Here is a 12444-nt window from a genome sequence, read left to right as displayed (position 1 = left end):
GCGGACAGCGGAGAGCTGCAGCGCGCTTTCGATCACTGGCGCACGGTGTACAACCTTGAACGCCCGCACGAGGCGCTGGATATGGCGGTACCGGCCTCGCGTTATCAGCCGTCTGCCCGGCAGTACAGCGGCAGCGTAACGCCACCTGAATACGATGAAGGGGTGAAGGTCAGGAAAGTGGATGTCAGCGGAAAGCTGAGCATACAGGGTGTCAGTCTGAGCGCAGGCAAGGCGTTCAGGGGAGAACGGGTCGGGCTGAGGGAGACGCAGGAAGACGGCTGCTATGAAGTGTGGTGGTACAGCACGAAAGTGGGGGTGATCGACCTGAAGAAAAAGTCGATCACCATGGGTAAAGGATGTTAAAAAGTGTTCACCATGTCCCCGAACACCTGTCTACCATGTCCCCGGACTGTACATGGGGAGAGGGATGGGGTGAGGGGCCCAGCGCGCAGAGAACTTACTTCAGCGTCCCCACCAGCGCCTTCCGGCTGTCTTCCAGCGACACCACGCGTTTACACACGTCTTTGCCGAACTGCTGGAAATCATCTTCCTGGTTCTTCCACTCGTTCTGAATGGAAGTCTGCAAGCCGCCAAGGCTGCCCAGCACACCCTGCAGCGGGTTACCGCCGCCTTTCAGCACGGCTTTGGCGCCCATCTCGTTGATGCTGTCCTGCAGGATGCCGCCCATCGCCTGGTTCACCAGCTGCTGGCCGTCAGCGCGGACCTGATCGATCGCCTTATAGTGGAACGTCAGGCCATCAGAGCGCGTCTCGATAATGCGGTTCATCTGCTCTTTGAGCTGCTTGTCGAGCTTCGTAAGGCGGGAGCGCATATTACTGCTCTCCCCCACCTCTTTAGTGATGATTTTGTCCAGCGCGACGCGGCTCTTTTCGACGCGCGTCAGGGCGCCTTCATTAATCCATGGCAGCGCGGTACGCAAATCGGCCTGATAATCTTTCGCCTGCTCACGCTGTGCGGCAGTCAGGTTGTACTGTTTGCCGTTAAAGGTGACGTTCCCTTCCGGCGTAATCACCAGATTGCCGTTCTCGCCTTTGACCTGCACGGTTTGCGGGCTTAACACCACGTCATCACGCGGGGTGACGCTACATTGATAATCCGCATGGGCGGTGAATCCGGTTGCCATCAAAGCAACAGCCAGCAACGTTTTGCGCATCTTAAACACTCCCTCAGACAAAATGGGCCAGCTAATGCTGGCCCGCTTACTGCTTTATTAGTCCCACCAAACGTCGAAAAGTTCGCTCACGCGGACATCTTCCAGCTTGTGCTCTTCAAGCCATTTGCGAACCAGGGCCTGATGTTCTTCGGTGCATTTGCCAACTTCCTGGGTGCAGATCAGACCTTCCCATGCCAGGTAGCCGCTACCGTCGAAGGCCAGCTTGTTAGGCTCGATCACCTCGTTGATGAACGCATCAACGTCCTGGTCGATCTGCTCAACGCTGGTGCCTTCCGGGAAACGCCAGGCAACGGAGAAGCCCACTTCCTGGAATTCTTCGATGTGCATCTTTTTACGCAGACGACGGCTACGATTCTTTGCCATTATTTCACCCTCTCGAACATTAAGTCCCATACGCCGTGACCAAGACGATGGCCACGCTGTTCAAATTTTGTCACCGGACGCGATTCCGGACGCGGTACGTAGTCGTTGCTCTCGGACTGATTTTTGTACCCGTCCAGCGACGACATCACTTCCAGCATGTGTTCCGCATAAGGTTCCCAGTCGGTCGCCATGTGGAAAACGCCGCCCAGCTTGAGCTTGCTTTTCACCAGCTCGGCAAACGGTGCCTGAACGATACGGCGTTTATTATGACGCGCTTTGTGCCATGGGTCAGGGAAAAAGAGCTGAACCATGTTCAAAGAATTGTCAGGAATCATTTTGTGCAGCACTTCCACCGCGTCGTGACACATCACGCGCAGGTTCTCAACGCCCTCTTCGTGGGCCGTTGCCAGGCACGCGCCGACGCCCGGCGAGTGTACTTCAATGCCGAGGAAGTTCTGCTCCGGGCGCGCTTTCGCCATAGTGACCAGCGAGGTGCCCATACCAAACCCGATCTCCAGCGTGACGGGCGCGTCGCGGCCAAACAGCTCGGTAAAGTCGAGCGGCTGCTCGCTGAACTCAACGCCCATCACCGGCCAGTAGTTGTCCAGCGCGTGTTGCTGCCCTTTGGTCAGGCGGCCCTGACGGCGGACAAAGCTGCGAATACGGCGCAGCGGGCGACCGTTTTCATCAAATTCCGGTGAAATGACGTCGTTTTTCATAAAAGAGTTGTCTGCTTGTGAGAATGTTCGGGAAACGGGCATTATCCAAAGTTAAGGCTTCTATGCAAGCATGGGAAAGATCCGGTTTACAGCAGATTGACGCTGTGCTGCAATCTGCGTCCCTGATTATGCGAATCGATGACCATGCAAGCCTCTCAATTTTCAGCCCAGGTGCTGGACTGGTACGACAAATACGGGCGTAAAACCCTGCCCTGGCAAATTGAAAAAACGCCCTACAAAGTATGGCTCTCCGAGGTGATGTTGCAACAAACGCAGGTCGCCACCGTGATCCCTTACTTCGAGCGTTTTATGGCACGCTTCCCGACGGTCACCGACCTGGCAAACGCGCCGCTGGACGAAGTACTGCACCTGTGGACCGGGCTGGGCTATTACGCCCGCGCGCGCAACCTGCACAAGGCCGCGCAGCAGGTCGCCACCCGCCACAACGGTAAATTCCCGAAAACCTTCGACGAGGTGGCCGATTTACCCGGCGTAGGACGTTCAACCGCAGGCGCGATCCTCTCCCTTTCATTAGGCAAGCATTTCCCGATCCTCGACGGCAACGTGAAGCGCGTGCTCGCACGCTGCTACGCCGTTGACGGCTGGCCGGGTAAGAAAGACGTTGAAAAACGCCTCTGGGAGATCGCTGAAGCGGTCACCCCGGCGAAGGGCGTAGAGCGTTTTAACCAGGCGATGATGGATCTCGGCGCGATGGTCTGCACGCGCTCAAAACCAAAGTGCGAACTCTGCCCGGTGAGCAACCTCTGCGTGGCGTATGCCAACCAGTCATGGGCGCAGTATCCGGGTAAGAAACCTAAACAGACGCTGCCGGAGCGCACCGGCTATATGCTGCTGATGCAGCACGGTGACGACGTCTTCCTCGCCCAGCGTCCGCCGAGCGGTCTGTGGGGTGGTCTATACTGCTTCCCACAGTTTGAAGATGAAAACTTGCTGCGTGAATGGCTTAAACAGCGCGGCATTGCGGCAGATACCCTGACGCAGCTGACCGCGTTTCGCCACACCTTCAGCCATTTCCATCTGGATATAGTACCGATGTGGCTTCCCGTGTCCTCATTCACCTCCTGCATGGATGAAGGCACCGCTCTCTGGTATAACTTAGCGCAACCGCCATCAGTCGGGCTGGCGGCTCCCGTGGAGCGCCTGTTACAGCAATTACGTGCCGGTGCAATGGTTTAGCATCGGCAACACAAAGAGGAATACGTATGGCCAGAACCATTTTTTGTACTTTCCTGCAGCGCGACGCTGAAGGCCAGGATTTCCAGCTCTACCCGGGCGACCTGGGCAAGCGCATCTATAACGAGATCTCCAAAGAAGCCTGGGGACAGTGGCAGAAAAAACAGACCATGCTGATCAACGAGAAAAAGCTCAGCATGATGAACCCGGAGCACCGCAAGCTGCTGGAGCAGGAGATGGTGAACTTCCTGTTCGAGGGCAAAGACGTCCACATCGAAGGCTATACGCCGCCGGAAAAATAACAGCGTGCGGGTGAAACCCCGCCGTTAAAGCAAACACAACACGCACTCCCGGAATGATGAAAAAACTTTTAGCGCTAGCCCTTGTTGCGCCGTTGCTGGTCTCGTGCTCGTCCAAAAAAGGCGATGATTACAATGAAGCCTGGGTCAAGGACACCAACGGTTTTGACATTTTGATGGGGCAGTTTGCCCATAACATCGAGAACATATGGGGATTTAACGAAGTTCTTATTGCCGGACCGAAGGACTACGTTAAGTACACCGACGCCTATCTGACCCGTAGCCACATCAACTTTGATGAGGGTACGATCACCATTGAGACCATCGCAGGCACCGACCCTGCGGCACGGCTGCGTCAGGCGATCGTCAAAACCCTGTTGATGGGTGACGATCCGGGATCTATCGATCTCTACTCCGATGCGGACGACATCACCATTTCGAAAGAGCCGTTCCTGTACGGTCAGGTTGTCGACCAGACCGGACAGCCGATCCGCTGGGAAGGTCGCGCCACGAAATTTGCCGACTACCTGCTGCAGACGCGCCTGAAGAGCCGCTCTAACGGCCTGAAGATTATCTACAGCGTTACCATTAACCTTGTCCCGAACCACCTCGACAAGCGTGCGCATAAGTATCTGGGCATGGTGCGTCAGGCGTCGCGTAAGTATGGCGTGGACGAGTCGCTGATCCTGGCGATTATGCAGACCGAATCCTCGTTCAACCCGTACGCGGTGAGCCGTTCCGACGCGCTGGGGCTGATGCAGGTTGTCCAGCACAGCGCCGGTAAAGACGTCTTCCGCTCGCAGGGGAAATCCGGCACGCCGAGCCGCAGCTATCTGTTCGATCCGCAAAGCAACATTGATACCGGCACGGCCTATCTGGCGATGCTGAACAATGTCTATCTCGGCGGAATTGATAACCCGACGTCGCGTCGCTATGCAGTGATCACCGCCTATAACGGCGGCGCGGGCAGCGTGCTGCGCGTCTTCTCGAATGACAAAGTGCAGGCTGCGAACATCATCAACAGCATGGCGCCGGGGGATGTTTACTCCACCCTCACCACCCGCCACCCGTCTGCGGAATCCCGCCGATACCTGTATAAAGTGAATACGGCGCAGAAAAACTATCGTCGTCGGTGATCGGCCCTCCTTCTCCCACAGGGAGAAGGGATTCTGCTTCCCCTCTCCCACAGGGAGAGGGTCAGGGTGAGGGCATCAGGCCGCACCTATCCTCCACCCATACGAAAATGTTATTTGCATCACAATCCAAACTGCAAATTAATGTGGATTGCATTTTTTTGCGGGAGGTAACAAAACATATCGTTGCCAACTGATAGAATTGCATCAAATAACAACCCTGAATGTTCCTATAACAACATATCTCCCGCTCACTTGTGAGGAAAGTAACATGAACCTTAAGCTGCAGCTTAAAATCTTGTCGTTTCTGCAGTTCTGCCTGTGGGGTAGCTGGCTGACTACACTCGGCTCCTATATGTTTGTGACGCTCAAGTTTGATGGTGCGTCAATCGGTGCCGTCTACAGCTCGCTGGGTATTGCGGCTGTTTTCATGCCAACGCTGCTCGGTATCGTGGCGGATAAATGGTTAAGTGCGAAATGGCTGTATATGCTTTGCCATCTGGTGGGTGCGGGGACGCTGTTTATGGCGGCCGAAGTGACCACGCCGGGGGCGATGTTTATGGTGATCCTGCTTAACTCGCTGGCGTATATGCCAACGCTTGGGCTGATCAACTCCATCTCCTACTACCGCCTGAAATCTGCCGGCCTGGATATCGTCACCGACTTCCCGCCAATCCGTATCTGGGGCACCATCGGCTTTATCATGGCGATGTGGGGCGTGAGCTTCGCGGGCTTCGAGCTGAGCCACATGCAGCTGTATATTGGTGCTGCGCTCTCCGTACTGCTGGCGCTGTTCACCCTGACGCTGCCAACCATTCCGGTATCTAACCAGCAGAAAAACCAGAGCTGGAGCACCATGCTTGGCCTGGATGCCTTCGCGCTGTTCAAAAACAAGCGCATGGCGATCTTCTTTATCTTCTCCATGCTGCTGGGCGCGGAGCTGCAAATCACCAACATGTTCGGCAACACCTTCCTGCACAGCTTCGATAACGATCCGCTGTTTGCCGGGAGCTTTATCGTTGAGCACGCGTCGGTAATGATGTCCATCTCGCAGATCTCCGAGACGCTGTTCATCCTGACCATCCCGTTCTTCCTGAGCCGCTACGGCATCAAAAACGTCATGCTGATCAGTATCGCCGCGTGGATGCTGCGCTTCGGCCTGTTCGCCTACGGCGACCCGAGCGCGTTCGGCACCGTGCTGCTGGTGCTGTCGATGATTGTTTACGGCTGCGCCTTCGACTTCTTCAACATTTCCGGTTCGGTGTTTGTGGAAAAAGAGGTGAAGCCTGAAATCCGCGCCAGCGCGCAGGGCATGTTCCTGATGATGACCAACGGCTTCGGCTGTATTCTGGGCGGCGTGGTGAGCGGTAAAGTGGTTGAGATGTACACCACCAACGGTATCACCGACTGGCAGCCCGTGTGGCTGATCTTCGCGGCGTATTCGCTGGTGCTGTTCTTCGCGTTCCTCGCGCTGTTCAAGTACAAGCACGTTCGCACAGCGCACGGTTCACAGCCGATTGCGCATTAATTGTTGTGCCCGGTGGCGCTTCGCTTACCGGGCCTACAAAACCAGACCGTAGGCCGGGTAAGGCGTAGCCGCCACCCGGCTATTTTATTGCAGAGAGCACCCACCCCACCGACAGCAAATCCGCGCTGCCGCCCGGACTCAGGTTTCGTTCAATCAGTACCTCATCCATCTTAAGCAACGCCTCGCGATCCCAGCCGTTAGCCAGCAGTTCCCGCGCATAGCCCTGAACGTAGCGCAGCCCCTGAATGCCGCCGCGCGACACGAGATTACTGTCCTGATTGACCGCCATCAGGCGCAACAGCAGGTCGTGAAGCGACTGTCCGTTCCACTGCCCCAGCGCCTTACGCACCGTCGCAAAGCCGCTCTCCGCCTCGCCTCGCGCCCCGGTTAAGCCGTACTGCTGAAACTGCCGCTCGCCCGCCGTCGCCTGCCCGCTGCGCGCTGCCAGCTCCCGCGACACCAGCCCGCTGCAGATGTTACTCACCTCACAACAGAGGCTGTCCGCAGAGACATTTTTCACACGCCCGGCAGCGAAGCATAGCAGGCCAAGAGCAAAAATCCCGCCCTTATGCGTGTTCACGCCGTTCGTCGCGGAGTACATCGCCTGCTCGCAGGCCATCCCCATCGGGCGGAGAAGCCGTAGCTGTTCGCCAGCCGGTTTATCCGCCTGCGCGCTGCCCAGCTCGGCAAAGCGCGAAAACCACGGTGCAATCGCCGCAATGCTGCGGACAAACAGCGCGTGGTCCATATCGCGATGGGAACCGTTGTTGAGCTTGTCCACCAGCCCCGGCTTGGGCGTCAGCTCAAGCTCCTGCCACAGCGCCGCTTCGGCAAGCGCGGGCACGTCAACCGGGCGCGGTTTAGTCGCGAGCAAACCAGTCATCGATCGTTTTCTCCACGCGGGAAACAACCTGCTCAACGGGGTGATTGCGCGAACGGGAGCAGGCATGCGCGGGCTCGTCGCAGATCAGACAGCGCCTGAGGTTTGCCCCCAGCGACTGGCGCCCCACGTGGCCATGCTGAGGGCAGATCACGTCCAGATCCCACAGCCTGCCGAGCGGGTGCGTCTGCTCCAGTTCCGCGCAGTGCGCTTTGATTTCCGCCGCCGGATGGGCGACGCACCACAAGGCTTCCGGTCCGGTGGGCAGCCACAGCACCTGGCGGTCCAGCACCTGCCAGCGGTTCTCCCACAGCAGCTGGTCGCACATCTGCAGCGCCACGCCCATGGTGTTGCGATAGCGCAGGCTGTCCTTGATTTCCCCTGGCGTGACCAGCGTGAGGGAGATCACCGGCTGTTTATAGTGCTCAAGCATGTCAGCCTGACGGGCTGCGCGACGCTCTTTCGCCGCCAGCAGTTCCTCCAAGCTGACACCCGCCCGCACGGGTGTCGCTAAAATCATACTGACTCCTTCACCTGTCGTACGGTGTCGATCACGCTGCCGTCGCGGTAGCGGATCACCCCGACGATTTTGTCGGTAAATTCAATCGGTTTCGGTACGCCGGTCAGGGAAATCGCCCGCTCATAGAGCGCGCTAATGTCCACTACCTTCAGCCCGGCCTCCAGCAGCCGCTCGCGGATCTCCGGGCGCGCCGGGTTGACTGCAATACCGTGGTCGGTGACCAGCACGTCGATGCTCTCCCCCGGCGTGAGGCGCGTGGTGACGCGCTTGACCACCGTCGGAATGCGGCTGCGCAGCAGCGGCGCGACCACGATGGTCAGGTTGGCTGCCGCCGCCACGTCGCAGTGCCCGCCGGATGCGCCACGCATCACGCCGTCGGAGCCGGTGATGACGTTGACGTTGAAATCAACGTCAATTTCCAGGGCGCTGAGGATCACCACGTCGAGCTGGTCGCAGCTTGCCGCCTTGCTGCCGGGGTTGGCGTAGACGTTGGTGGAGATCTCTACGTGGTTCGGGTTGCGCGCCAGCGAAGCCGCCGCCTGGCCGTCAAAGCACTGGGTGTCGAGCAGCTTTTCGATGAGCCCCTTCTCGTGCAGATCCACCAGGCTGCCGGTGATGCCGCCGAGCGCAAAGCGCGCCTTTACGCCGCTGCGCTCCATCTTCTCTTCCATAAAGCGCGTGCAGGCGGTGGCCGCCGCGCCGGAGCCGGTCTGCATCGAGAAGCCCGGCTTGAAGTAGCCGGAATGCTCGATCACGTCCGCCGCATAGCGGGCGATCATCAGCTCGCGCGGGTTGCTGGTGACGCGCGCCGCGCCGACGCTGATTTTCGCCGGATCGCCCACACTCTCCACCTGCACGATGTAGTCCACCTGGTCCTGCACCAGGCTGGCGGGCATATTCGGGAACGGCACCAGCTCTTCGGTCAGCAGCACCACCTTGCGGGCAAAGTGCGCGTCCACCATCGCGTAGCCGAGCGAGCCGCAGCACGATTTACCGTGCGTGCCGTTAGCGTTGCCAAACGCATCGCTGCACGGCACGCCGAGAAACGCCACGTCGATATTCAGCTCGCCGTCCTGGAGCAGCTTCACGCGCCCACCGTGGGAGTGAATGTGTACCGGCTCGTCCATCAGCCCGTGGGAGATGGCGTCCGCCAGCCTGCCGCGCATGCCCGAGGTGTAAATCCGGGTGATGACGCCGCTTTCAATGTGCTCGATCAGAGCGTCGTTGCAGGTCATCAGCGAGCTTGAGGTCAAAGTCAAATTTTTAAATCCCATCCGCGCCAGCAGCGCCACGACGGTGTTGATCACCCGGTCGCCTTCGCGAAAGGCATGGTGGAAGGAGATGGTCATCCCGTCCTGCAGGCCGCTGCGCGCTACGGCTTCTTCAAGGGAGGCACATAGCTTGCGGTTGTGCTTCGCGTCACTGTCCGCCAGCCAGGGCGTCGCGCTGTGGGCGGTATCAAAGGGTTTCAGGTCCCGCAGATGCGGGAAGTTTACGTGGAGAAGTTCAGTCTGATTCATTGTCTTATCCTTACCGACGCACGCCGGAAGCCGCCGCGCGCTCCAGCACCACCTGCGCGTGGTTAATAATTGGTGCATCCACCATTTTGCCGTTGAGCGACACCACGCCCAGGCCGTTACGCTCGCCCTCTTCTGCCGCCTCAATCACCCTTTTGGCGTGATCCACCTCTTCCTGCGTCGGTGCATAAGCGTTGTGCAGCAGGTCAATCTGGCGCGGGTTAATCAGCGACTTGCCGTTAAAGCCCATCTTGCGGATCAGATCGACCTCGCGGAGGAACCCGGCCTCATCGTTAACGTCTGACCACACCACGTCGAAGGCGTCGATACCCGCCGCGCGGGCGGCGTGCAGCACGGCGCAGCGGGCGTAGAACAGCTCGGTGCCGTCGCCGCGCTCGGTCTGCATGTCCATCACGTAGTCAAAGGCGGCCAGCGCAATCCCGATGAGGCGCGAAGTGCTGCGGGCAATCGCCACGGCGTTGATGACGCCAACGGCCGACTCAATCGCCGCCATCACGCGGGTGGAGCCGACCTCGCGGCCGCACTCGCGTTCAATGCGCTCGAGATGGCCCTCCAGCTCGTAGACGTCGTCCGGGGTGTCGGTTTTTGGCAGGCGGATCACGTCCACGCCCGCGCGCACGGCGGCTTCCAGATCCAGCAGGCCAAACGGCGTGCTGAGCGGGTTAATGCGCACCACGGTTTCGATATCCTGATACATCGGGTGCTGTAGCGCGTGGAATACCAGCAGGCGCGCGGTGTCCTTCTCACGAAGGGCGACGGCGTCCTCAAGGTCAAACATGATGGAGTCGGGGCGGTAGATAAACGCGGTGGAAAGCATGGCGGCGTTGGCGCCCGGCAGGAACAGCATGCTGCGGCGGAGTTTGCTCATTTCAGCGCCCCCCAGTTAATGGCCTGTTCATCGGCGGCACGCATCAGCGCGCTTTGCAGGCGGGCGCGGATCACACAGTCCAGCGCCCCTTTATCCTCAATAATGATGAGTCCCTGGTGCACGTTCATGGCGCGCAGCGTGTCGTTGACCACCTGGCGAATCTGCTCGCCAAACTGCTTAATCACTTCGCTGTGGATGACGATCTCCAGCTCGCCGTGAGCGGGCGCGATTTTCACCATCAGGTCGCTGGACTCCTGCGTTCCGGCCAGCGCCTCCCTTACAATTTTCATGATAAATTCCTGGTAGTTAAGCGACTTCCGCACCCGCACGGTAATGCGTTTCGAGGTGCGCGAAGGTGGAGTCCGGGACGATCTCCCGGATCCGGGAAAACTGCTGTGTCTTCAGTAAGCGGCGCACTTCGGACGCCGATATGGCGTTGCCGGTGGCCTTGATGCGCGGCATTTCCACCACCTCGATATGCGAGGCCAACAGGTCGTGCAGCGTCTGGTTGTACTGGCGGGTGATATCGCAGAACGGCTCCGAGCCGATGAAGCGGTGCGTGATGCCGAGCGCCGGGGCAATGAAGTCCCGGAAGATCAGCACGTCAATCTCGCTCCACGCCTGCTGCACCTTGCCGGTCTCCTTCAGGAAGTAGGCCGGGAAGGTGGCGCGGGAGATGATGTACTGCGAGCCTTCATGCACCACCACGTTCGGCAGATGCGCCACCCCCGCGCGCACCATCTCGAGACGCGCGCTGAACGGGAAGAAAGACGCGTCTTCACGCACCACGAACAGATGCAGGGCGTCACACCGCGCCGCCGCCTGCTCCACCAGATGGCGGTGGCCGAGGGTAAACGGATTGGCGTTCATCACGATGGCGCCAATCTTCTCCCCGCACCTGCGGTTCGCGCGAAGAGATCGGCAGTAGCGCGCGATCCCCTGCGGGGTGTTCTCCATCAGCACGGCGTTGTTCCCGCTCTGGGCGATCGGCCAGAAGCCGCTGCGGGCAAAGCGCTCCCGGTTGCACGGCCGGGTGCAGAGGAAGAGGTGAAAATGGCCGCGCTCCAGCGCCGCATTTTCCACCTCTGCCAGCAGCCGCGCGCTGAGGTTCTCGCCGCGAAGCTGCTCGTTGACCGCCACGCACTTAATGACGTTGGCGGCAAGCCCTGCGCAGCCCACCAGCTGCGAGCCGGACCAGGCTTCGACGAACAGCGTGATGTCGTTGTCCAGGCCCAGGCCGCTGTCTGCCAGCAGGTAGCGGATCTGGCTTAAGCGTTCCGGGTGTTTCGCCACCAGCGTGTGGCGAAAATCGATGGGTTGCGAGTGCATGCGGCCGCCTTACTTAATGTGCTGCCGCAAGCCCGACGGCTGGCGCTTCCACGATCACGTTGCTCAGATGACCGATATGCTCGATCTCCACCTCAATGCGATCGCCCTCTTTCATAAACAGCGGCGGGTTACGCTTTTTACCCACCCCGCCAGGGGATCCTGTGATGATCACATCGCCCGGGCTTAAGCGGGTAAAGGTGCTGATGTACTCGATCAGCTCCGCAACCTTGTGGATCATGCTGCTGGTGTTGTCTTCCTGCACCATGCGGCCGTTCAGCCAGGTGCGGATTGCAAGCCTGTGCGGGTCCGGGATCTCGTCCGCCGTCGCCATCCACGGGCCAAACGCGCCGGTCTGACGCCAGTTTTTACCGGCGGTGAACCAGGTGTGCTGCCAGTCGCGGGCGGAGCCGTCCATGTAGCAGCTGTAGCCGGCCACGTGGCGCAGGGCGTCGTCGCGGCTGATGTTCTCCCCGCCCTTACCGATGATCACCGCCAGCTCGCCTTCGTAGTCGAATTCGCTGGAGTGGCGCGGCTTCAGCACCGGCTCGTTGTGGCCGGTCTGTGAGTCCGGGAAGCGGACAAACAGCGTCGGGGCCGGGTTGTGCTGGTCAAACTCCTTGCGCTTGTCGGCGTAGTTCATGCCCACGCAGAGGATTTTTTCCGGCTGCTCGATCACCGGTAAGAAGGTGATGGCGCTCAGCGGCACGTCCACGGCGTCGTTCAGGTAGCGGGTGGCCTGCGCCAGCCCGTTGCCCTGCAGCAGCGCCTTGAGGTCGCTGTAGCGGTCGCCGAGACGGCGGCCCAAATCAATCACGCCGTCGGCCTGGACGATGCCGTAGCTGCGTTTTCCCTGGTATAAAAAGCTTGCGAGTTTCATT

14 protein-coding genes and 1 pseudogene are annotated in these 12444 nt (G+C 59.5%); 5 read left to right on the top strand and 10 right to left on the bottom strand.

Annotated elements, in window-relative coordinates; translation table 11 throughout:
- Window positions 1-363 (top strand): annotated as a pseudogene (locus tag IM313_RS04275) (IS481 family transposase); the annotation flags it as partial.
- Window positions 364-457: 94 nt separating this feature from the next.
- Here IM313_RS04275 and IM313_RS04270 read toward each other — a convergent pair.
- From IM313_RS04270 to trmB, 3 genes are read right to left on the bottom strand one after another with little or no spacing between them, the layout of a single operon-like run.
- Window positions 458-1174: a DUF2884 domain-containing protein gene (locus tag IM313_RS04270; protein WP_041908321.1), complete on the bottom strand. Its 717-nt coding sequence runs from the start codon at window positions 1172-1174 to the stop codon at window positions 458-460.
- Window positions 1175-1231: 57 nt separating this feature from the next.
- Entirely contained in the window at window positions 1232-1558 is a 327-nt protein-coding gene (locus IM313_RS04265; protein WP_028014375.1) for a YggL family protein, read from the bottom strand.
- Window positions 1558-2277: a tRNA (guanosine(46)-N7)-methyltransferase TrmB gene (gene trmB / locus IM313_RS04260; RefSeq protein ID WP_028014376.1), complete on the bottom strand. Its 720-nt coding sequence runs from the start codon at window positions 2275-2277 to the stop codon at window positions 1558-1560. Before trmB ends, IM313_RS04265 begins: the two co-directional genes overlap by 1 nt.
- A 144-nt stretch (window positions 2278-2421) precedes the next feature.
- Here trmB and mutY point away from each other — a divergent pair, with 144 nt between their 5' ends.
- The 4 genes from mutY (at window position 2422) to IM313_RS04240 (ending at window position 6431) form a co-directional block, all read left to right on the top strand.
- Entirely contained in the window at window positions 2422-3474 is a 1053-nt protein-coding gene (gene mutY / locus IM313_RS04255; RefSeq protein WP_192971871.1) for an A/G-specific adenine glycosylase, read from the top strand.
- Between the two features lie 26 nt (window positions 3475-3500).
- Window positions 3501-3773, top strand: a complete 273-nt coding sequence (locus IM313_RS04250; protein ID WP_003862425.1) for an oxidative damage protection protein — start codon at window positions 3501-3503, stop codon at window positions 3771-3773.
- A 56-nt stretch (window positions 3774-3829) separates the two neighbouring features.
- Window positions 3830-4906: a membrane-bound lytic murein transglycosylase MltC gene (gene mltC / locus IM313_RS04245; RefSeq protein ID WP_045260773.1), complete on the top strand. Its 1077-nt coding sequence runs from the start codon at window positions 3830-3832 to the stop codon at window positions 4904-4906.
- A gap of 268 nt (window positions 4907-5174) precedes the next feature.
- On the top strand, window positions 5175-6431 hold the full coding sequence (locus IM313_RS04240) for a nucleoside permease (protein WP_192971872.1): 1257 nt from the start codon (window positions 5175-5177) through the stop codon (window positions 6429-6431).
- Between the two features lie 79 nt (window positions 6432-6510).
- Here IM313_RS04240 and citG read toward each other — a convergent pair whose 3' ends face one another.
- Genes citG through IM313_RS04205 form a run of 7 tightly spaced genes read right to left on the bottom strand, consistent with a single transcriptional unit; the run spans window position 6511 to window position 12443 of the window.
- Entirely contained in the window at window positions 6511-7314 is an 804-nt protein-coding gene (gene citG / locus IM313_RS04235) for a triphosphoribosyl-dephospho-CoA synthase CitG (protein ID WP_192971873.1), read from the bottom strand.
- Window positions 7292-7831, bottom strand: a complete 540-nt coding sequence (gene citX / locus IM313_RS04230; protein WP_045630634.1) for a citrate lyase holo-[acyl-carrier protein] synthase — start codon at window positions 7829-7831, stop codon at window positions 7292-7294. Before citX ends, citG begins: the two co-directional genes overlap by 23 nt.
- Window positions 7828-9351: a citrate lyase subunit alpha gene (gene citF / locus IM313_RS04225; RefSeq protein ID WP_192971874.1), complete on the bottom strand. Its 1524-nt coding sequence runs from the start codon at window positions 9349-9351 to the stop codon at window positions 7828-7830. The genes citX and citF overlap by 4 nt, the downstream gene beginning before the upstream one ends.
- A 10-nt stretch (window positions 9352-9361) precedes the next feature.
- Window positions 9362-10237 carry a citrate (pro-3S)-lyase subunit beta gene (citE, locus tag IM313_RS04220; RefSeq protein ID WP_192971875.1) on the bottom strand — a complete coding sequence of 292 codons (876 nt, stop codon included), beginning with the start codon at window positions 10235-10237 and terminating at the stop codon, window positions 9362-9364.
- Window positions 10234-10527 carry a citrate lyase acyl carrier protein gene (gene citD / locus IM313_RS04215; RefSeq protein WP_008499773.1) on the bottom strand — a complete coding sequence of 98 codons (294 nt, stop codon included), beginning with the start codon at window positions 10525-10527 and terminating at the stop codon, window positions 10234-10236. The genes citE and citD overlap by 4 nt, the downstream gene beginning before the upstream one ends.
- 16 nt (window positions 10528-10543) lie before the next feature.
- On the bottom strand, window positions 10544-11566 hold the full coding sequence (gene citC, locus IM313_RS04210; RefSeq protein WP_192971876.1) for a [citrate (pro-3S)-lyase] ligase: 1023 nt from the start codon (window positions 11564-11566) through the stop codon (window positions 10544-10546).
- A 13-nt stretch (window positions 11567-11579) separates the two neighbouring features.
- Window positions 11580-12443, bottom strand: a complete 864-nt coding sequence (locus IM313_RS04205; protein ID WP_192971877.1) for a fumarylacetoacetate hydrolase family protein — start codon at window positions 12441-12443, stop codon at window positions 11580-11582.
- Window position 12444 lies beyond the last annotated feature (1 nt).

Origin of the sequence: Enterobacter cloacae complex sp. P2B, assembly GCF_014895985.1 — a bacterium.
Lineage (GTDB): Bacteria > Pseudomonadota > Gammaproteobacteria > Enterobacterales > Enterobacteriaceae > Enterobacter > Enterobacter bugandensis.
This window is presented reverse-complemented; position numbering and strand designations above follow the sequence as displayed.